Annotated in this window: 17 protein-coding genes; 6 read left to right on the top strand and 11 right to left on the bottom strand. The window is 46.3% G+C overall.

Annotated features, from left to right (window positions below; all coding sequences use genetic code 11):
* The 7 genes from K3G39_RS18245 to hsdR are packed head-to-tail and all read right to left on the bottom strand — an operon-like array spanning nucleotide 1 to nucleotide 11,631.
* On the bottom strand, nucleotides 1-2,010 hold the full coding sequence (locus K3G39_RS18245) for an McrB family protein (protein ID WP_255594486.1): 2,010 nt from the start codon (nucleotides 2,008-2,010) through the stop codon (nucleotides 1-3).
* 46 nt (nucleotides 2,011-2,056) lie between these two features.
* Nucleotides 2,057-3,676 carry an ATP-dependent endonuclease gene (locus tag K3G39_RS18240; protein ID WP_220627612.1) on the bottom strand — a complete coding sequence of 540 codons (1,620 nt, stop codon included), beginning with the start codon at nucleotides 3,674-3,676 and terminating at the stop codon, nucleotides 2,057-2,059.
* A gap of 28 nt (nucleotides 3,677-3,704) precedes the next feature.
* Complete coding sequence (locus K3G39_RS18235; RefSeq protein WP_220627611.1) at nucleotides 3,705-4,838, bottom strand: SIR2 family protein; 1,134 nt, start codon at nucleotides 4,836-4,838, stop codon at nucleotides 3,705-3,707.
* Nucleotides 4,835-6,574: a restriction endonuclease subunit S gene (locus K3G39_RS18230; protein ID WP_220627610.1), complete on the bottom strand. Its 1,740-nt coding sequence runs from the start codon at nucleotides 6,572-6,574 to the stop codon at nucleotides 4,835-4,837. Before K3G39_RS18230 ends, K3G39_RS18235 begins: the two co-directional genes overlap by 4 nt.
* A 7-nt stretch (nucleotides 6,575-6,581) precedes the next feature.
* Nucleotides 6,582-8,021, bottom strand: coding sequence for a class I SAM-dependent DNA methyltransferase (locus tag K3G39_RS18225; protein WP_220627609.1), 1,440 nt, complete (start codon nucleotides 8,019-8,021; stop codon nucleotides 6,582-6,584).
* A gap of 25 nt (nucleotides 8,022-8,046) precedes the next feature.
* Nucleotides 8,047-9,267, bottom strand: coding sequence for a PD-(D/E)XK nuclease family protein (locus K3G39_RS18220; protein ID WP_220627608.1), 1,221 nt, complete (start codon nucleotides 9,265-9,267; stop codon nucleotides 8,047-8,049).
* Nucleotides 9,268-9,270: 3 nt separating this feature from the next.
* Complete coding sequence (gene hsdR, locus K3G39_RS18215; RefSeq protein ID WP_220627607.1) at nucleotides 9,271-11,631, bottom strand: EcoAI/FtnUII family type I restriction enzme subunit R; 2,361 nt, start codon at nucleotides 11,629-11,631, stop codon at nucleotides 9,271-9,273.
* A gap of 276 nt (nucleotides 11,632-11,907) precedes the next feature.
* Here hsdR and K3G39_RS18210 point away from each other — a divergent pair, with 276 nt between their 5' ends.
* Complete coding sequence (locus K3G39_RS18210; RefSeq protein WP_220627606.1) at nucleotides 11,908-12,750, top strand: hypothetical protein; 843 nt, start codon at nucleotides 11,908-11,910, stop codon at nucleotides 12,748-12,750.
* A 51-nt stretch (nucleotides 12,751-12,801) separates the two neighbouring features.
* On the top strand, nucleotides 12,802-13,143 hold the full coding sequence (locus tag K3G39_RS18205; RefSeq protein ID WP_220627605.1) for a helix-turn-helix domain-containing protein: 342 nt from the start codon (nucleotides 12,802-12,804) through the stop codon (nucleotides 13,141-13,143).
* A gap of 67 nt (nucleotides 13,144-13,210) precedes the next feature.
* On the opposite strand, the gene K3G39_RS18200 is transcribed toward K3G39_RS18205, so the two are convergent.
* Complete coding sequence (locus K3G39_RS18200; RefSeq protein ID WP_220627604.1) at nucleotides 13,211-14,536, bottom strand: hypothetical protein; 1,326 nt, start codon at nucleotides 14,534-14,536, stop codon at nucleotides 13,211-13,213.
* A gap of 1,332 nt (nucleotides 14,537-15,868) precedes the next feature.
* Between K3G39_RS18200 and K3G39_RS18195 the strand changes: the two genes are divergently transcribed.
* Entirely contained in the window at nucleotides 15,869-16,066 is a 198-nt protein-coding gene (locus K3G39_RS18195) for a hypothetical protein (protein ID WP_220627603.1), read from the top strand.
* A gap of 71 nt (nucleotides 16,067-16,137) precedes the next feature.
* On the opposite strand, the gene K3G39_RS18190 is transcribed toward K3G39_RS18195, so the two are convergent.
* Nucleotides 16,138-16,317 carry a hypothetical protein gene (locus K3G39_RS18190; protein ID WP_220627602.1) on the bottom strand — a complete coding sequence of 60 codons (180 nt, stop codon included), beginning with the start codon at nucleotides 16,315-16,317 and terminating at the stop codon, nucleotides 16,138-16,140.
* An 804-nt stretch (nucleotides 16,318-17,121) separates the two neighbouring features.
* On the opposite strand from K3G39_RS18190, the gene K3G39_RS18185 reads away from it, so the two are divergent.
* Complete coding sequence (locus K3G39_RS18185) at nucleotides 17,122-17,967, top strand: hypothetical protein (protein ID WP_220627601.1); 846 nt, start codon at nucleotides 17,122-17,124, stop codon at nucleotides 17,965-17,967.
* 87 nt (nucleotides 17,968-18,054) lie between these two features.
* A complete protein-coding gene (locus K3G39_RS18180) occupies nucleotides 18,055-18,468 on the top strand; it encodes a hypothetical protein (protein ID WP_220627600.1) in 414 nt (137 codons plus the stop codon).
* On the opposite strand, the gene K3G39_RS18175 is transcribed toward K3G39_RS18180, so the two are convergent.
* Entirely contained in the window at nucleotides 18,430-18,927 is a 498-nt protein-coding gene (locus K3G39_RS18175; protein WP_220627599.1) for a hypothetical protein, read from the bottom strand. The genes K3G39_RS18180 and K3G39_RS18175 overlap by 39 nt on opposite strands.
* 176 nt (nucleotides 18,928-19,103) lie before the next feature.
* Here K3G39_RS18175 and K3G39_RS18170 point away from each other — a divergent pair, with 176 nt between their 5' ends.
* Complete coding sequence (locus tag K3G39_RS18170; RefSeq protein WP_220627598.1) at nucleotides 19,104-19,598, top strand: DUF4265 domain-containing protein; 495 nt, start codon at nucleotides 19,104-19,106, stop codon at nucleotides 19,596-19,598.
* 283 nt (nucleotides 19,599-19,881) lie between these two features.
* Here K3G39_RS18170 and K3G39_RS18165 read toward each other — a convergent pair.
* Nucleotides 19,882-20,384 (bottom strand): transposase (locus K3G39_RS18165; RefSeq protein WP_220627597.1); only part of this gene is annotated, 503 nt, incomplete at its 5' end.

Genomic DNA, 20,384 nt, shown 5'->3' with positions numbered 1-20,384 from the left:
CTAGGCTTTGGTTATTGTCCAGTCGTAGTTGTCCGTGTCGTAGCTAACGTCATACCCGCTGTTGCTGAACAAGTCGCGTACCAAATCAATCTTTCCAGAAAAGTACTCCATAAGCAGCGGAATAACCTTACGCTTCAGGGTAGTAAGTAGGTCGTGGTCTGTGATCTTGTTGATGAAATAAGCGTGGCCAACCAGGAAGCCTGCTCCTTTCTTATCGAATATCTTCTTGTTGAGAGCCGCCAGCAGGCCAGGCACATCGTCGTGCAGTTTACCCTCTGCGGACAATTTGTCTATAACTGACTTTGTAGGGTAGTAACCTCTGAATTCGAACCTTCTGCGCAAGGCGATATCCACCAGCGCAATAGATTTGTCGGCCGTGTTCATGGTGCCGAGGATGTAGAGGTTTGGAGGAAGAGCGAAGTCTTGCTCTCCGTTCGGTAACGTAAGCCTCAGCTCGTTCTCGGCTCCCAGGCGCTTGTCTTCCTCCAGCAACGTGATCAGTTCCCCGAACACGCGGGAGATGTTAGCCCTGTTGATCTCGTCAATTATCAGGACATATTTTTTTAGCTGCGGTACAGTATTAGGTTGTTCAACTGTGCTAGACTGCTTAGTTGTACCAAATTGCTTGCCTTTTTTCCAAAGCTCCTCTAAGACATACCTGTAGTAGGTAATATAGCCATTATCAACTATCTCTTTATTCTCAAATGCCTTACGGTTTTCATATGCTTGTTTGAGGAGGTCCTTGCCTAATGAGTGCTGTTCTGATCCGTCGTGATACCGAAGTCTGACACGGTCCCCATCAATCTCTCTGACCGTTAAAGTCTTTCCGGATTTCATCGTAATTTTGATCTCTTGCCTATCTTTTATCAGAGGACTGAAGTATTCCTTAAAGACCTCCTCAAAAGGTTTTAGAAAATTCGAATTGCTCGCTTGAGCCTGTGACTTAGTGTGGTCTTTCTTTTTATCGTCTTGCTTTTCATAGGATAGCCTTGCCCTTTCGTAGATCTTGTAGAAGATGCCCTCATTCTTCCGGAACTTTAGGTCAGCATGATCCAGGTCTGGTTTTATGCCAACCACGAAATCCTCATAAGAGTAATTTTGGTGGAAGGTGATGAACTCTATTTGGCCCTCCTTCTTCAATAGATCGAATGTCTTTTTGTTTTCGGAGTGAGATGCATTCTTCCTACCTGTAACCAGCTCAACGGCAAGCTCAATTGTATTATATGTTTTTCCTGTGCCCGGAGGACCGTAGAGAATTGTGTTAAAGGAGAAATTATTCTGCTGCATAGTAGTGGCTGAAGATTGTGGAATTGAGGAGGCTTGAGGGAATAAGCCTTTATCAATAAGTTCTCGCTTTATATAGATGGTAAAGTCTTGTGCTAACCAGTTGTAGAAGAGCCTTGATGGGGAGGTGATATTTAACTCCTTCATATATGCAACTGCTGCTTCTTTCCCATGAGTTTCAATAAATACTACCAGAGCTTGACCATAAGGTTGATTGGCGGAAAAGCCCTTGTACCCCTTTAGCGGTAAATCTGGGTTATCCCAGATTTTACGAAAGGCATCAATCTCCTCCTTAGCAGCAATTGGGGCATAAGTTTCAGGAAAGAGAGTCCCAAGCCAACTACTTAGCCCGGTAAAGCTCATGCCTCTAGTATCCAGATCTGAGGCTGTTAAAGAACCGCCATTCGCTACCTTTCTGAAGAGTAAGACATCGTTCATGGTTATGAAGACGCTTCTTTTTTCTCTTCCTGCAGAAAGGATGAAATTAACCCCCTTTGACTCTGTATAACGTTGCTGCTGGCTCTCAATGCATAGATCAAGAACTTCTTGATCTGTCTGACTTTGGAAGTTAATCCTTGAGGTTAGCCAATAGGCGAATTCAAACTTATACTTTTCATCTTTGGCCCAATCAGACTGTAGTACAGCTTGAGTATAAAGCTTTAAGCAACGAAGCAAGACGTCTAAAACTTTTGGGCGTAGAAGTGGTGATGTTGAATTACTTTTCATGTGGTAGGTGAGCTGTTCTGACTTGATTTCGCTTCATGCATGGGAGCTATATTGCTGTTAAAGCTCCATCTGATTCTTCTGTACTGGAGATGCTGTCACTATAATTTTCTTCTACCAGCACTTTATTAGCTTCTTCACCTACAATAAACTTCTTAAGTGCATCAAACTCAGAAGGTATATTCTCTGGATGGCAGTTTATTACCCAATCATGTATCCGTTTGATCTTATTGCCTGACGATGAAGATAGCTCTGCATTTTCATCTATAGTATTAATAAAAGCTTCAAGATTTGGGTTGAATTCATACCCATTACCGTTCTTCAGCATCTCATCTAGAAGCCCCTTTTTCTCGACGTCTTTATCCTTATCCCACAGGCCAAAGTGTTCTGTTATACCTAAGAGTTTGCATACTCCTGCAAAATAGAGGACTCCGGATTTCCCACCACATTCAATAATTGAGATACCAAGCGTGTCAAGATCTATTTTCCAATGGTATTCGCAAAGTGTAGAGATCATCATCTTTTCTGTATCTCCTTCAACTAAAACTACCTTCTTGGCGAAAAACAGCTCATTTCTCTCTGTATTAAATTGGGTGAAAATTTTAAACCTTTCTTTCTCTGCCTGCATTTTAGTCATGAAAGACGCCCTAATATTACAGCTAGTGCCGTTAGAATCTTTCTTAAGCATCACTACTTCATAAGCTCTAGCAGCATCCACAAAGTTTTGGCAATGTGTAGTATATAATATTTGTGATTGCTCGGACAGCTTTTGGAAGTTCTTGTAAAGAGCCCTCTGTGCCTGCGGGTACAAGTATATTTCTGGCTCTTCTAACCCAAATATCACTTTGCCACCCATTAACTCGGCGTACGTCTGAAAGATTGATAATAGAATCAGATTTTGCATACCAGACCCTAACTCTTCGCAATCGAATGTTTTGTCGCTAGTGGACTCTGTGACGGAAATTTGAAGTGTTTTGTAGAACCAATTGAGGTTGTAAATATTGAGCTCCGGTGAAAATGAATTGGCGATGCCAGCTGAATTAAGCTTACAGTACTTATCAAATGTGCTGGAAAACTTGTGAAAAGTAATGTTACTTTGATCAAAGTCTGCTTCTAAAAAATCCTTAGGAGCAAGCATTAATCCCTTGAAAACTTCTTTCAAATCTTCCTCAGAAGTATAATAATTTACATAGTTATCATAGACAATCTTCATTAGCTTTCCTAACAAAGTCCAGTTGCTTATTCTCATTTGCGCGCTTAGCTCTCGGCTAGATGGAAAGTAGATGAAGTGGCAATTCTTTTTGAACTCTTCATTAACATACAAAGACTTGTCACTTTCTCGTACATGTAATCTTGTCTCGCATGATAAATTAGGATACAAATTCATTCTTAAAGTCGCACGGTAAACATTATATGTTTCGCTGTAGTAGGAGTGGGGAATGTCTTCTGTAAACTCTATGTCTATGGCTATTTCCTGATCAGGATCATTGAATAACTCTCTTGCAACCTTTGCTTTTGTGGTCCATCCCTCTCCAATGACTAAATCTATTGCCTTAAGAACATTAGTCTTCCCAGCGCTGTTAGGACCGACTAGAGCACATAAGTTACTAGGCTCTATTGTTAGTTCTTTAATAGAGCGAAAGTTCTTGATGTAGATTTTTTTGATCATCAGAGGTAGATTGAAGAGTTGGACTTACTTAGTCAAGTATGATAGCCTCATTTAGAGGGTTGATATTCATAAAATTGGAGTGCTCAAGAGGAAAAGTAGTTCCTGGATTGATGTTGATTATCTTACCAATAGAATCTCTAGACCTCTCAATCACATCATTTACATGAGGGTCTAGATATGAATAGCCATTTATAATTAGTAGATCAGATCCAGGAAGATCATTTTTAAAAGCCTCATATAAAGCAGTATACATGTAGTCTTCTTTAATCAAAACCAGTTTGTTCCTGCCTGTAATGAAGCGAGGCTCAATGTAAAAGTTATGATGCTGTCTGACCTCTCCTGAAGCATCAACATATTTAGCCGAATGCTTTGTGTGGTAATCCAAGGTCTTAAAGTAGTCATACTCTCCAGCTTTATCCGTTTCGTTTGCATAGACGTACAGGTGCTGATCTATGCTACCGTGAAGTTTGTAAAGCTTAATGCGCTCTTCAAAAGAATTGCCGAATATAGACACAGGATCATCGTTAGGATCGATAAGCGGACTATTTTCGATTGTAAACCCATCTGAGTATTTGAGCCACCACCTGTCTAATAGCTTTTCAACAATGCGGTCGTGATTTAATGTGTAGATTCGTACGTCATGTTCTTGATTACTCATCAAGCTCAAGTATGGAGCATACAGATCTGAATACTCTTGAAGCGGCTTACGGGGCCACAATAAATCATCTATTAAGTGCACAAGGCAGAAGAGTAAGTTTTTCGTGCTTAAAGAGATACCCTGAAGGACGTCGCTATCTGGAAACTTATCTCTGACTTCAATTGCCGTTTGCTGCTTTATATTTTGCCATACTTCACCCTCATCATCTATTTCCCAAATCCAAGCATAAAAGGCTTCATAATTATGCTCTTCGGGAGGTGATGTAGCCTGAAATGTTGCAATTGCATTCTTTAGTAATAGAGTTATAGGCACTCGTTCGAAGCTTAAACGACCATTATGTAAATCTGGACCAGATGTCAAGTCAGCCCATTTCCATTCACTAGAGCCTAAACAGAGTGTCATCTCCTCGATTTCAGGATTAGTTAATCTATCCCAAATATCCTTTGCCATGGGTAAGCCAGCATTGAAGGAAAAACCAGCTCCTAAGATGAATGATACTTTCATAGCTCTACCTCTTCCTGCACCTGCAAAGCCTCCTGCACCACCGCCTGCATCAGCGCCTCTGCTTCTTGTTTTGACTGCTGAATCTGCTGCTCCAGTTGGTCACACAGCTGCATCAGTTGGTCTACTTTGGCAACAATGGCTTTCTGTTCAGAAAGGGGAGGAAGAGGAATGAGGAACTCACGAAGCTTAGTCATACTTAACCCTTCACGCGAAACACCTACTTGTACATCCATAATTAGGCGCTGTATCATTTCTGATGTCATCAGGTAGTGAATATACTTTCTTATACCTGAGTCAACCAGTCTTATAATGGCTACGTGCTGGCTTACATTGGCAGTATCAAAATCATCTGCGACCAACGCGCATCTACCTATAGAGCCGCCTGTGATGTTAAGTAGTATATCCTTCGGCTGAACATGTGTACCAGACATCTTCTGATGAACAGCCTCTGTAATTTGTGCTACGCCATTTAACCGAAGACCATCATCATAAACATTTTGTGAGCGTAAGAAAGGTATACCTTCTTCCACGTATACTTCCTTGCCTCCTTTAGGTGTGCTTCCTGCTCCAAGCTTGCTCGCAATGTCTGCCATTCTACACCAAACCCAACCCTCCGGCAAAGCATAAGGCACTTCATCCTCTGCAATCGGCTCCAGCGGTTTTTCCTTTTTGATCTTCTTCTCCTTTACCAGTTGCGCCTTCTCTGCCTGAATGCGTTTCAGGAGGTCGGAGGCTGGCTCGGTGGTAGGGTTCTGGGTGCGCCAGTTGGCAGTGAGTTTGCCCTGTACAGCCAGCTGAAGGATGGTTTCGCGGAGCTTTTTTACGTTCGCGGCATCATCAAACATCGTATGGAAGTGCTGCTTCAGGAAAAACCAGTTTTGCTCCAGTTCCTCGTCTGTGGCGGCAGTTAATTGTTGTAAGGCGGCGGCTCCCAGGTGCTGCTTCAGCTGTATGCGTTCTGCCGTTTGCTTCTCCAGCTCCTCAATTTTCTGCATCAGCTCTTCCACCCGCGCCACAATGGCTTCCTGCTCGGCAAGGGGAGGTAGGGGGAAAGGATATTGCCTTAACCCACTGAGTGATACAAATGATTGTACCGCACCAGTGGCAGAATTCTTCATTTCCACTTGTGCATGGTTTAAGTATAGCAATAGATAATAAGGTGCTGGGGAATTCTCAATGAAATACTTGAAAAGAGCTACGTTCTTTATACTAAAGTTTGGCTCTACATCAACAATAACAGGATTCCCTATAGAACCAATCATAGCAAAGAGTATGTCACCCTTATCTACTTTAGATCTCTTAGAAATCTCAATGTGATCTTCTTGAGAAATATACTTTACATTTTCAAGGCTTAACTTTCCAGAAGAGATGTTCTTACTTGTAACTAGTGGAATTCCCTCAGGATGGTATTTTGGTGTGTCATGTGTGCCATCTCTCACGTCTAAACAATCTTGAAGCCTACACCACATCCATCCTTCTGGCAAAGTATAAGGTGCTTCATCCTCTGAAATTGGCTCCAACGGTTTCTCCTTCTTAATCTTTTTCTCCTTCACTAACTGTGCCTTCTCCGCTTCAATGCGTTTCAGCAGTTCTGCGGCAGGCTCTACATCCGGGTTTTGCCTGCGCCAGTTTTCGGTCAGTTTTCCCTGCACGGCCAGCTGCAGGACGAGTTCTTTTAGCCTGGCTGCATTTTTAGGGTGCAGCGTCAGGTTTTCGAATTGTTCCAGTAGTAACATGCGCGGCTTAGCTTAACAGGGATTCTTCCAATGCATTTACAATGTCCTGCTGCAGCGCCTTTACGCGCTGTGCCGTTTGCTGCAGCTGTGCCAGTAGCTCGTTCGGGTCGCCAAGAGCCGTTTCCGGGGCATGTGGGTTCTTGATGTCGAGGTTGTAGTTGCGAGCCACGATTTCCTCCACCGGCACGCACCAGGCGTACTCGTTCTCCTCGCGGTTATGCCACCAAGCCTTTTCAAGGTCAAACTCCTTTATGTTGATCGGCTTGCCCTTGTTGTAGCTTTTCTGCCCGGCGGGGTAGGGGTGCTCGAAGTACCAAACGTCTTTGGTAGGCTGGCCTTTGGTGAAGAACAGCAGGTTGGTTTTGATGCTGGTGTAAGGGTTAAACACGCCGTTGGGCAGGCGCACGATGGTGTGCAGGTTACACTTGCTCAGCAACTCCTCTTTGATGCGCGTTTTCACACCCTCGCCAAACAGCGTACCGTCGGGCAGTACCACCGCAGCGCGTCCGTTGTCTTTAAGCAGGCGCATGATCAGGGCCATAAACAGGTCGGCAGTTTCCTTCGTCTTGAACTTGGGCGGGAAGTTAGCGTCAGTGCCTTCTTCCTCGGTTCCCCCGAAAGGCGGATTGCTCAGCACAATATCTACCTGGTCTTTCGGCCCCCAACTATCGTAAGGCCGCACCAGCAGGTTATCGTGGCGGATCACCGGCACATCCATGCCATGAAGCATCAGATTAGTAGTGGCCAGCATGTGCGGCAGCGGCTTTTTCTCTACACCCTGAAAGCTTTCCTGCAGCGTCTGTATGTCGCTTGGGTTGCTCAGCTGGGTGCGCACGTGCTCAATGGCGCAGGTCAGGAAGCCGCCCGTTCCGCAGGCAGGGTCCAGCACGCTTTCACCTATCTGCGGAGCTGTCATGTCTACCATAAACTGCGTTACGGCACGCGGGGTATAGTACTCGCCCGAGGAGCCGGCGCTTTGCAGCTCCTTGAGCATGTTCTCGTAAATATCGTTAAACAGGTGTCGGTCCGAAGAAGAGTTGAAGTCGATCTGGTTGATCTTGTTGATCACCTGACGGATCAGCGTGCCGCTCTTCATGTAGTTGTAGGTATCCTCAAACACCTGCTTCACGATCCATCCCTGCGGGTCGGTCTTCGGTGCCACGTCAAGGTTCTTCAGCGTCTCGAATAACTCGTTGTTCACAAAGTCGAGCAACTCGTCGCCGGTCATACCTTCCTCATCGGCAGCCCAGTTGCTCCACTGCAGCTTGGCAGGTATCGGCGATTTATAGTTGTCTATAGTCAGTTCCCACTCTTCTTCCTTGTCGCTAAAAACTTTCAAAAAAAGCATCCACACCATCTGGGAGATACGCTGTGCATCCCCGTCCACTCCCGCATCCTGGCGCATGATGTCGCGGATGGATTTAATTATACCTGAAAGGTTACTCATGTAAATGTATTTGTAAGCGTAATTTTTATTGTTCTACTTCTTGTTTTAAGGCCATCAGCTCCTCTTTATGAGCAAGCATAGCACCTTTTACTTTTTCTATGATCGGGTAAACTTTGCCATTCCAGAAGGTTTGAAATTCTGCAGGTCTGGTTTTAGGATCATTCCGCATCAGCTCCTCGATGTCCATTTTCACTTCTTCCCTGAAGAAGCTCTGCCAGCTCTTATCCTGGTTTCCTCTCACACCATCAACTCCATTCATAATTTCGGTTAACTTCTCTTTATATGCACTGTTTGGCCCTGAAGGAGCGCCTGTGGCTTTGAAAATGAGTTTATCTTTATCCAGCTGAAATTCAAATTGGAAAGCCTCTTTCTTAGCCCAACCAGATTTAACTTTTTTGTACCTAGGTACAAGAGGGTTCAGTGCATTTGGTAAGAACCTCACATAGTGTTTTGCTGTTGAGCCTAAGCTATATCCGTTATTTCTCAGATATGACCCTAGCAGATTTGTGAATTCATCGGTATGATCCGGTTTGTTCTCGAAGATAAAGTCCAGCAGTTTCTTATGGTTGAGGTAAATTTCTCTAGCCATATCATTGGTTACATCGCTGCCCATAAGATTGCGTTTTAACGATTTAATGTAGTCTTGAATATAATAGGAGGACTGTGGTGCAATAAAGTCCTTATAGACGGACAAGATACGATCCAGAATCTGTATAATGTGCTGGTAAGATATGAAAGCGTAAGTGTCTTGCTCATGGGAGCTGGCACCGCCGTACGGAGTCAGGTACACAAATACCTTCTTAATCTTCGTATCTGGGTACTCTTCATGGACAATAGCCTTGTAGCGGCTAAGCTGCTCGGAATGATCTTTCGACCAGATCTTGTTTTCGATGCAGATAATCAGGTCAGAAAACTTAATAAATAGGTCGATGTTTCTCCACTCCCTTCTGATCTCAACATTCTGGTAGTTTAGCCGCTCTGCATCAATAGGGTAAAGCCCTTCTATTTTTCCATCAAAGAAGATCTCCCTTAGGAACCGCTTCAGAAACATATCATTTAGCCCGTGGCTTTCCTTGGGGTCAAGAAGCCAGCCCAGGAAATTGGAGTGGCGTATTTCCATATGCCCTATGGAGAGTATGGAAAATATGTTAGGCTTGTTAAGCGCCAGTTCTAGTTTGTCTACCTCTGGGTCGCGAACCAGCTTCAGGTAAGCTTTCTGCAACTCCAGCTCGTTTAGTACGTCCATTTGTTATGCTGTTTTGTAAAGCTCCTGCTCCAGTTCGTTAATCGCCTTCTCAAAGTCAGCCTTCTTACCGAAGCGGCGCACTATTTCAATAGGGGTGCCAAGCTGGTTCAGCGGCTTTACGGTCAGCACAGTATTGTTCTCCAGAGAGCTTATACCTTCATCGGCATACTTGTCCAGCAGTGTCTGCAACACCTCACGGGCATCAGTGCCATACTTCTCGAAGTAGTTGCGCTTCTTCACCTGTTCCGCTCTCTCCTTGCGTGTAAGGGGCGGTCGGTCAAACGCGATGTGGACGATCAGGTCAAAGGCATCCATATCCTTGCCGATCTCATGCTGCAACTCCTCGAACAGTACCCCTTTCTCGGCCAGCTCGTTGATGATGACCTCCTTGCGCTCACTGGCCTTCCACTTCACCAGGAAGTCGTCCAGCGAAGCATACTCACTCAGCAGCTTCGTGCGGGAGTAATCCTTCAGTGATTCAGTGATGAGTTTTCCGTCCGCTCCGTAGTACTGTACCCGTTCGTTAATCACTTTCACCGCCACATCGTTGATGTAGTACTTCCTCGGCTTGTCAGGCTCTGGGTCACTACCTGTATCACCAGCCCCTTCGCCCGGTATCGGCTTTCCGTCCGGCAGTTCTTCTCCGCCACCGCCTGTTCCTGTAGGAGGCACAGGAGAGTCATCCTCACCGGGTTCATACACCATCTCGGGAGGTCCGTCAAAGTCAGGATCGGCAAACAGCTTGGTTACCTGCCGGAAGTCTAGGATGGTGAAGTATACCTTGCCGTCGTCCTCGCGCAGGCGGGTGCCACGGCCAATGATCTGCTTGAACTCCGTCATGGACTGTATGCCCGAGTCAAGCACGATCAGCTTGACCATCTTAGTGTCCACCCCCGTGGTCAGCAGTTTAGAAGTGGTTGCAATCACCGGCTGTTTTTCTGTTACAGACGAGAAGTTATACAGCTCCTTTTTGCCAACCTCATCATCGCCAGTAATGCGTACCACGTAATAGGGGTACTTCTGCAGCATATCGCTATTCTCGTTTACCAGCGCCTGGCGCATCCGCTCTGCGTGTTCGGTGTCCACACAGAAGACAATGGTTTTAGCCATCCGATCTGTCTGCTTCAGGTACTCGCTTATCTTACGGGCCACCTTCTTGGTCCGCTGGTCTATCACCAGGTTTCGGTCGAAGTCGCGGGTATTGTACTCCCGGTCCTCCACTTCGTAGCCATACTTGTCCCGTTTGCCCTTCTCCGGGCGGTAGCCCTCATCCACGTTCAGGCTGATGCGTACCACCTTGTAAGGGGCCAGGAAGCCATCGTCTATACCTTGCTTGAGCGAGTAGGTATAGAGCGGGTCCCCGAAGTAGTAGATGTTGGATGTATCTTTGGTCTCCTTAGGGGTGGCGGTCATCCCCAGGTGTATGGCAGACTTAAAGTATGTCAGTACTTCCCGCCAGGCAGACTCCTCGCTGGCACTACCGCGGTGACACTCGTCCACCACCACCATGTCAAAGAAGTCTGGAGAGAATTGCTTGAAGATGTTTTTCTCCTCTTCGGTTCCCGTCAGTCCTTGGTACAGTGCAAAGTAAATCTGGTAAGACTTGTCCACCTGCCGCTTCTCAATCTTGGTCATGATGTCCGAGCCAAAGGGGCGAAAGTCGCCTGTTTTGGTCTGGTCCACCAGTATGTTGCGGTCTGCCAAGAAAAGCACCCGTTTCACGGTCTTCGTCTTCCAGAGGCGCCAGATAATCTGGAAGGCGGTGTAAGTTTTGCCGGTGCCGGTGGCCATCACAAGCAGCATGCGGCGGTCACCTCTGGACACAGCCTCTATCGTGCGGTTAATGGCGATCTGCTGGTAATAGCGCGGCGCTTGCTCTGTCTCGTCAGTGTGGTTCTCCTGCTTCACCACTTCCTGCTGCGTCGGCGTGAGGCCTTTGTGGGCGGCGTAGCGCTGCCAGAGCTCCTCCGGAGAGGGGAAAGCGCTAAGCAACAGTTCTCGTTCTATCTCGCTATCCGTTCTAGTCGTGTCGTGCTCCAGGAAAGCATCTCCGTTGGAGCTGTACACGAAGGGAATATCCAGAATGTCAGCATACTCCTTGGCCTGTTGCATGCCATGGCCTACGGAGTGGTTGTTGTCCTTGGCCTCTATGATGGCTATCATGGTGGATTTGTAGAAGAGCACGTAATCGGCGCGTTTCTTCGTGCCCCTGGTGTACTTCTGCCCCCTTACGATGATCCTGCCATCGGTGAAAGACCACTCTTCCCGCACTTGCTTCTGTATATCCCAGCCAGCTGTCGCGAGGGCAGGCGTAATGAACTTTGTGCAGATATCACGTTCTGAGAGGGCTTTTTTATTAAGCATGTTTTCAAGAGGTATACCAGAAAGTAAATATAGGATATTGTATTTATTTTAGCAAAAGATTAACCTAAGCTATTCTTTGGCTCTCTTACATGCATATATTCTTAGTATCAGGACATAATAGGAAAAACAAATACATTAAATTTGGGGTATATAGTATATCAGTTATATCTGCCTGATAAACGGCAGTATAACGCATTACTCTACATTGTTTTTCCCCACCCTTGGTTATTGACTAAGGCAAGCAGTTCTGGAAATTGAAAAGCAGCAAAGGAAGCAATGAAAGCTAGAATAGGTTTAACAGATTTTCTAAAACTAGTAGAAGAGGAGGCATTTGATAGATTTGAAATCCTCGATTATATTGAAGAAATCACAAACAACCATCAGCCTCACAGGCTTAAAGCACTTCTGCACGAGGTTGACATCTACATTTGCGTACGCAGGGATGAACTAGAGTCAGAATATTGGGACAAAATTGTTGAAGCGTTAAAGCAATGCAGTCTGCAGGGAAAGGAACCTCCATACCAAGTACTTTCCTTACCCGGTCATGAACCACAAAAGATACTCGATAAGGACAGGCTTTTAAATGGAGCTATCTCAATGGCACTTTATCCTCTATATCAGCTTAAACAAGAAATTGTATCCCTATTAAAAATTTCTGTGCCGAACGTAACTCCTATGCAAGGTCAAGCGCTACAGAAATCACAACCTCAACAAATACTACCGCAACAAGACCTGGCACCCTCTTCAAATGGAGAGTTCGGTTTTTATTACCACCTGACAGAGGATGGTAAAAAGGTGTATCCCATCGTGAAAGAGCTGTACTCAAAGGTAAAATTAAAAAAAGAGTATGCTATCATGCTTGTTGTGTTAAATGAGCTAGGATATTTAATGAACAAGCATTTTACCAATAAGGAGCAGCTAACTAGTGCCCTAAAAACCACCTTTGGGAATATTATCGGTAGCAGACAGAACCTCTTTAACTATGTAGAAAGATACTGTGATGCGCCCGGACCGGCTGAACGTGAAGAACTTAAACGCCACAAACAAAGGCTACTCGATGCTATAAGCAAGGCATCTCAACAATCATTTGCAAATAATACGCAAGTAAAGCGCAAATAACACAGGGCACCTCCTTTATATATTTGCATTGGAACAAATGATGGAATGCGTATGATGGAGAACCCTTTTGCTATTATTGAGAAGCGTATAGACCGTATAGAGTCTATCCTGCTGGACATTCAAGAACGGCTGGATAAAACAGACTGCACTCAGTCATCTGGTGATTTTTTAACAGTAGACGAGGCTGCCGCATACCTTAACATATCAAAGTCAGCCATCTATGAAAAAACCAGCTCCAGATCGATACCCCACCTTAAGAAAGGCAAGCGGCTATACTTTGTCAAGCAAGAGCTGGCGGATTGGGTTAAAGCTGCACGTCAAAGGACCGTTGCTGAAATCGAGGCTGAGCCAGCATCCATTATGGTTATCAGCAAAAGCAGAAGGGCCTCATGAGACTCTAAAGTGTGCATTATGAATGCCATTCCATATTCAAATAGGTAGTAAATCACTCTTCTAATTACTACCTAACGGGCTTGATCTTAACACTTGGCTCCCGGCCCAGCCTCTTCTTAAAACCCTGCTGTATCAGCTGCCGGATAGCGTCGGAATCTTGTCGCTGGCAGATCACGCCGTCGTGCCTGGTGATGAAGACCAGCCGCAGGTCCAGCGCCCGGGGCACCAGGTACTCGACCATGACCGAGCTTTCCAGCCTGGTAATGGTGCGGTAGACGACAGCGTTGTCCTCGCGGTTAAGCCGCTCCACCTCCCCGAACACGGTGGGGAAGAACTCCCGGGCCACCCGGTACAGGGTCAGGTGCTGATTGATGGCGCTCAGGTTGCTATTAGGCTTTCTGTTGAGGGACCTGAGCATCGCCTTCTTCACCAGTTCCTTGGTTCCCCCGTACTTTTCCTCCAGTTCCTCTACCTCCCCCACTCTCCCCTGCTTCATGAGCTCGCCCAGGCAGTAATCGTAAAGGGCCGTGTAGAGGTCCCCGCCACTTGCCATCGCGTTGAAGCGCTCCAAGTCCCGGCCCCTGTTCCCCTCCAAGGCCAGGTAAGCTCCGAAGATAAAGAAGTAGCAGGCCGACACGTCCACCTCCACCCAGTCCGGCTGCTCCGGCCGGTTGTCTATCCTGAGGAAGCGGCGTAGGCTGTTGTCCAGGCTGTTGAAGGGGTGGTAGAGCCTGCCCTCCCTATCGAGCTTGAGGTAGTCCCTCCTCCTCAGGTTATAGACCGGGTAGATCGCCCGGTAGAACTCAAGTTCTTCATAGTCCCCCTGGCTAGCCAGCAGGCTCTCCTCCGCCTCCTCGCTAAGCGATACCCGGCTGAGCACCTCCCGCCTGTAGCGGTGCAGGTACTCCGGCACCTGTCCTACTTTGGCGGCAGTAAGCTTTTTGAGCAGGTGCGGGTCAGTGAGCTTCACCCTGGTGATGGAGCGGGAGGAAAACTCCACGCCCACGAGCCTGTAGCTCTTCGTGAAGGAGTCCTTTTTCCTCTCGGGCAGCCCCGTCGAGTACGCCTCGTTTACCACCAAGACGGGGACTTGCTCCAGAAATTTCCTGATGCTGTAGTAGTGCGTGCTCCCCCCGTAGCGGGCGAGCTCGTCGCGGTGGATGCTGACGAACTCCCTCAGGCTTGACTTCTCCCGGAGCCGCTCCCCGTTTTCCCCCTTGGCGGGGAAAAGGCGCCTGGTGATAACGTACCAGATCAGGAACAGGGTCCTCTCCCTTAGCCGCTTCTCTACGGTGCGGCTCCACTTCCCGCCGCCCCCTAATACGAGCTCTTTAAGCCCGTTGAAATCTCTGTCGACCCAGTCGACGACCTCCTGCGGAAGATAGATGTACATAGCAAAGTCTTGATCCCTTTATACCCTTGCGTCCCTTGCCTGCGCCCTTAGGGACACTGAAAAAAGTGAACACATATATGGTGGTGGAGAGGGGGAGGGGGTATTTATAATACAGTACACTAATTACTGATACTGATACAGTACGTAAGAGGATTCCGTACGCAAAGGCCACTTAGCCACACCAGGAAACGTACGGCATCACCCCAAGTGCCACTCCCTCTCCACAGGGCACAGCGCGCCTGTTTGACCGCACAATTTACGTCTATGTCAAAAAAGGCGCAAGAGACAGCGCCGCTACGCTGGGCTTGGCGCGCAGAAGGGCAAGTCCGCCAGTAGGCACGACAGCACTCAAAAAGCTTTCCAGATCCGTTTTTTAGCCCTCTGGCTAGCCTTCTCCCTCAGGCCATAGTTCACTCCCACCTGGCACATGAAATCGCCATAAGCGCTCTTTTTCGCGGCATTCCTGTGCCATTTCAGGGCTATCTGCCGCCGCTGGCCCTGGGCTCTCCTCCGCACTTCCTGGTCGCCTGACACGACACTGCCTGCCAGCAGGTCTCTTGCCCGTGGACATGCCAGCCCCACCCCGTCTCCCCCACGCACCCGCAAAAAAATTCACTTCCCGCACTAACCTCCTGCACCCTTTTTTCCTATACTGTAGTGAAAGGAAAGAGGAGTTTGGTTGGATTCTCTCAGCTTTAGGCTAAACATCCAGCATGTTCATGTGTATCTGTCCGTAGTCTCTGTTCCGCATGATCATTACCCGTGGCTAGAAGCGCTCAGAGCCACAGCCGAGAACAAAGCGAAAGCGGCGAGCAAGGTGCGCAACAACCGATGGACGGCGCAACGATTCGCAAGCCCTGGGATTTTTGGTTGTTTGTCTCCGGGTGCGTGTGGAAACCTCAGAAATGTTTCCCCAGACAGTTCCCCCACCCCTAAGGGAGAACTGTGTGTGTATTCCTAGAAATGTCCCCTGTTATAGGGACGAAGAGGTACGTTGAAGGACGAAGAAGGACGTGATGTGGCTGGAGTTGCGAGTATTGAGTGACGGTGACTTAGGTGAGGTGTACTTGTGAGCATTATGGATTTTGTAGCGTACGTGTGTCGAAGTTTATTGGAGCTAAGTGGATGTGGTGTTGACGGTTGAGTACGGGCTTGTACTATAGGGAAATTAAAAGAGAGAATAGATAACGCGAGATGGAGCGATTGGAGATGTGATGTGGAATTGCGGGTAGATGTGGTGCAGTATGTAGGCAAGTGACTTGAGAAAGATAAAGCGATAGCGTGTAACGAAAGAGCAGTAAAATTTTGTTGTCACCTTAATTATTGATGGAAATGAGAGCGTTTTATTCGGTAAGAGAGTTTAGAGCAGAGCTAAAAAGCAGAGGAATCGACGTGACGGACAAAGCGATCCGCCACTACATTGAAAGAGGCACGTTAAAAGCCCAGAAGGACGTGCTCCGGCCAAGCCGCTGGCTTATCCCGTCCTCAGAGCTGGAGAGGGTGGCCCCTTTGGCACAGCAGGCTGCGTGAGATGGCCCCAAAACCTTGAAAATGGGCCGGTAATGTATGCGCCCTTACAGCCTCTAGGGGCACCCGGGTCGTTATTTTCTCAAGGGAGGGGGGCTATAAGGCTGATGCTGTACCGGACTATCCCCCTGCAGGCTGGCCAACTCCTGGCGGCACTCTTCCAGCAGCGCCCGGGTCTCCTCCAGGCTACGCTCCATCTCTTCCTGCTCCTGGGGGGAGAGGAACTCCTCCTCGTCTCTGACAATTCGCATCATGACCAAAATATAAGAAAGTCCCCTGGGAAAGCAAGGCCGCCTGAGCAAACACAAAAAGCTAAATCGGGGTCGGGCCGAGAACGCAAAAATCACCGTCCAAAACCCTAAAACGGAACTGGAAGGGCAGGCGCCGGAACCTAACCCTCTCACGCCATAGACGAAGAAGGGGTGTTTACTTAACGCTACCTGCTTGTTGTATTCTATGTATCAGCCAAGCAATTGCACTACTTTTTATACTAAAAGGAAGTAACGGGGATATAAGTCAGAATTGTGTCTGTTTCCCAGTTTCTGATTCAGATTTGTTTAAAATCTTGTAGTCGTGTTATAACGCGAATATACCCGATTATAAGCGGATATATTCGGATATTGAAATTGCACTGAAATACCAAATATTGCCTCATTGATACTGCTACCTTTTTTACTGTTATTGCCCTTTATTCAAGCTTTTAAAGCCATCTTGTGGATGATGAAGGTAATAATGGGCTGTTTTATGCCTGGCATTCGACATTTTTTGAGTCTATCGTGCCTAAAATAAAGTAGGAAGCACTGGTGCTTTGAATAAAATTTTTTATATTGTAATAGTAAAATATTACAGTGGCAACACGGCAAACTGCCTAAGCAGCTTTAAAAATTGAAAGAAGAGCAGGCAAATCCACTTCCGTACATAGTGCAGATAAGCGTATGTTTACGCATATCCAATAGTTGTGTGGCATTTGAAAAATGAAAGTACTAACAATCATATTGTCCTTTTTATTTCTCCAGAATCTATCTGGCCAAAATCATTATTCCTACATAGAAAGGACTGTGGAGAAAATAGATTATTGCGGGGAAATAAAGAATGTCAAAGAATTAATCGGACAAAAAGTTAAGATTTGGCATAATGGCGGAATTTATAGCTCACTGAATGGAAGTGATAATATAAAATGGCCAAATGACGAGATTAAAAAAACAGCTGGAAAGGAATATTGGAATGGCTATGAACCGCAAATCGGAGATATTGGAGAAATTGTATTTGTATCAAAATCCAAATACAACGAGATAATTTATATACTCAAAATCAGGGATAAGTATGTACCCATTAAATGCTCTTATATCGTTAGTCCAGAAAGTTTAGATGTCAACGAAGCTCATCAAAAAAGATGGGACGAAATTTATGCTTATGGAGAACATGATTGCAATTTTAAGAAGTTTGGTTTCAATGATATCTGGAATCGAGCTGGAATTGCAGAAATTGATAAAATATCAGAAACGTTCGCTTGTGATTTAAAAACCAAAGGAATTGACACTTTAATGTTAGTCAAAAGAATTTCAGACAATGGTTCCTCTCCTTACGAAAAGCAGTACGTTTTATGGAAAAAAAACGGACAAGGCCTTTTAAAGACTTTTGAAAATAACACAAACCACAAACCGACTCAGACCGAACCTGAAAAATTTAATTGGGATGACTTGATCAGCTTTTATGAGCAAAACAATGTTTCATTGGAGACTAAAAAACCAGAATCAATAGTTAGCCATTTTACCAACTTAGTACTTCAATTCTATAATGGTTCTGATTACTACACTTTTGGCATGCAACTGATTTGTAAAGAAGAAGATGAAAGATTAATAAATGTTCAATTCATTAGACTGATTGACAATAAACTTAAATAAATAAACGCCACACAACAAAGTATAGCAGGTATGCTGCGGCTACGCCTCGCAATCCGCTATACAAGCACGTTGTGGAGTAATAAGATTATGGAAATCAAAATAGGTAATAGTGCGGAATACTTAAATATCAGTTGCCCAGAAGTTGGTGAAACAAGGGCTGTTGACGACGATTTCTATAAGGTCACACTTCAGCTACATATTAGTGGAATAACTACTAGTATAGGTGCTTATGTTATGATTGGAGAACTATCGCAGTTTCAAAAGGACTTAAGCAAGCTGTATGATACATTAAAGCATAGCTTCGTGTTTGCAAGTATAGAAGATAATGTAGAGTTACGCTTCACACCTAACGCCACAGGACAGATTGAAATCAAAGGTTATGTAAGAAACAGCGACTATACTGCAACAGTTGACTTTATAATAGAAACTGACCAGTCATACTTACCATCAACCATAAAGCAGCTAAAAGAAGTACTGACAGAAGTCCAATCTAAAAATTAAGAATATCACCCCACAACAAAGTGCAGCACTAACCCTCGCTACGCTACGGGCTTCGGCTGCACAAGTAACGTTAAATCCGTCATTGGGATTATTTTCAAATTTTAAAATGGCGAAGCTTTCAGGCTTTACCGGCGGGGAGGAATCACAGGCTATAAAAAAGGGAATGCCTGCAGAAGAGCCAAAGGCATAAATGGAGTTTAGGCCGGCAAGTCTTGCGGCGGCGTTGCCGGGAGAAAGCCAGCGCTTTCGGACGGGGGCGTCCCATGCAAGACTTTGAGGGGCGAAGTTAGCCTTGGGAAAGGACAAAGTCAAGTGAGCCAACTTCGGACAGGTGGCTCTTGTGCAGGCATTTAAGCTAATAAAAGAAGCCAGTGATGAAATGTCTAAAAAAAGCCTGCCGCCCCGGACCACATTGCCGATACCCGTATCAACAGTATGGCCCGTGGCTAAAGCCGCCATTTAGAAGGAGAAAATAACCCAACGAGCAGCTTGTTTTTCCCTCAATAAAAATAGAAATTCCACACAGTAACTACAAAAAAAGGAAAAACAAGCACGGATAACTACCCGAAGAAGACATCAATCCCTACAAAACCAACAGGACGTCTCCTTCCAATGATTGTTAGGCTTAATTTCAGATGAACGAAGAAGGATTATTAAAAGTACATATTGATTTGCCGAACCACTGGGGAATCGGAGGCGAGTCACTTTGGGCTGAGCCACTGGGGAATGACTTATATAAAATCGAGAATGTCCCCTTTTATGCTTATGGACTTAACTTTCAAGATATTGTTCGTGCAACACCTGATTCCGAAGATCACATACCTGAAATTAGAGAACTTATAACGCCAAGTGGTCATAGGACCTTTCGGGTCTTTTTCAAAAAACATATAGACAGATACCAACAAGAAGCAATTTTGGACTCTATGGAAAGCCTAAGTGTTACTTATGAACGGGCTAACAATATTTATGTAGCTCTTGATATGAAACCTGAAGGAGATTACCAAGCTGTGTTTGACCAACTTGAAGAATACTTGGAACAAGATATTCTAGGCTTTGAAACCTGTGAAGCAAGAATAGAAGGAAGCTTTGACGATTTTCCTGAAGAAGAGGAAGAAGAAAATAAAACTTGAGCCTAACAACTAAGGCTTCGTTGGGTACGGAGTGCCGACAATGAAGCCGTGGTTGCACTAACCGTGCGACCCGTTATGGGTTTTAAGTCGGAAGAGGCTGGCCCCTGAACTACTTCTTGGTGCTATCTGGTAGCGGGCTGGCCCAACGGAGGTGAGCCTGGAAGGGTATTGAACGATACTTTCTGCTGTTTCCGGGAGAGGATTGCCGCTCTTTTCAGGGTATTTGCTCTGGTAAGGGCATAGCTGCGCCAGGCCACCTTCTTGGGTGGCTTTTTTTATGTTCTTACTCGAACTCCCGGTAGTGACGCTGCGTCCTCAGTCCCTGTGGCGGCCCTCGCTTGGAGAGCACCTGCAGGGTGAGCATCGTCTCCTTTTTGCAGCAGGGACACTCGAGCGGGTTGTACTCCTGGAGCTGCCGCCCTTCCACTTTCCGCCGTTTCTCCCCGGGCAATTGCTCCCGTATCACCGGAATGGCCGCCCCCTTGGCAGTGCCGCTGAGTATGCCGTAGTGGCGTATCCTGACAAAGCCCTTGGGCAGAATGTGCAGGGCCAGGCGGCGGATGAACTCCATGCCCCCGAGCTTCATCTCCAGCCTTTTGGCCCCCTGCCGGTAATCCTTATAAGAGAAGCTCACCGACTGCTCGTCCACCTCCTGTATCCGATGGTTAGAGATCGCTATCTTATGGGTGTAGCGGCCCAGGTACTCGACCACGTGCTCAGGCCCCGAGAAGGGGCGCTTGGCATACACCACCCACTGTTTGCCGAACAGCGCCTTTAGCAGCTGCT

Source organism: Pontibacter sp. HSC-14F20, from assembly GCF_019599265.1.
In the GTDB taxonomy this organism is placed as follows: Bacteria; Bacteroidota; Bacteroidia; order Cytophagales; family Hymenobacteraceae; genus Pontibacter.
This window is presented reverse-complemented; position numbering and strand designations above follow the sequence as displayed.

Coding starts and splice junctions, on each gene's coding strand:
- K3G39_RS18245 (WP_255594486.1), bottom strand. CDS start 2,010: ATGAAAAGTAATTCAACATCACCACTTCTACGCCCAAAAGTTTTAGAC.
- K3G39_RS18240 (WP_220627612.1), bottom strand. CDS start 3,676: ATGATCAAAAAAATCTACATCAAGAACTTTCGCTCTATTAAAGAACTA.
- K3G39_RS18235 (WP_220627611.1), bottom strand. CDS start 4,838: ATGAAAGTATCATTCATCTTAGGAGCTGGTTTTTCCTTCAATGCTGGC.
- K3G39_RS18230 (WP_220627610.1), bottom strand. CDS start 6,574: ATGTTACTACTGGAACAATTCGAAAACCTGACGCTGCACCCTAAAAAT.
- K3G39_RS18225 (WP_220627609.1), bottom strand. CDS start 8,021: ATGAGTAACCTTTCAGGTATAATTAAATCCATCCGCGACATCATGCGC.
- K3G39_RS18220 (WP_220627608.1), bottom strand. CDS start 9,267: ATGGACGTACTAAACGAGCTGGAGTTGCAGAAAGCTTACCTGAAGCTG.
- hsdR (WP_220627607.1), bottom strand. CDS start 11,631: ATGCTTAATAAAAAAGCCCTCTCAGAACGTGATATCTGCACAAAGTTC.
- K3G39_RS18210 (WP_220627606.1), top strand. CDS start 11,908: ATGAAAGCTAGAATAGGTTTAACAGATTTTCTAAAACTAGTAGAAGAG.
- K3G39_RS18205 (WP_220627605.1), top strand. CDS start 12,802: ATGATGGAGAACCCTTTTGCTATTATTGAGAAGCGTATAGACCGTATA.
- K3G39_RS18200 (WP_220627604.1), bottom strand. CDS start 14,536: ATGTACATCTATCTTCCGCAGGAGGTCGTCGACTGGGTCGACAGAGAT.
- K3G39_RS18195 (WP_220627603.1), top strand. CDS start 15,869: ATGAGAGCGTTTTATTCGGTAAGAGAGTTTAGAGCAGAGCTAAAAAGC.
- K3G39_RS18190 (WP_220627602.1), bottom strand. CDS start 16,317: ATGATGCGAATTGTCAGAGACGAGGAGGAGTTCCTCTCCCCCCAGGAG.
- K3G39_RS18180 (WP_220627600.1), top strand. CDS start 18,055: ATGGAAATCAAAATAGGTAATAGTGCGGAATACTTAAATATCAGTTGC.
- K3G39_RS18175 (WP_220627599.1), bottom strand. CDS start 18,927: ATGGCGGCTTTAGCCACGGGCCATACTGTTGATACGGGTATCGGCAAT.
- K3G39_RS18170 (WP_220627598.1), top strand. CDS start 19,104: ATGAACGAAGAAGGATTATTAAAAGTACATATTGATTTGCCGAACCAC.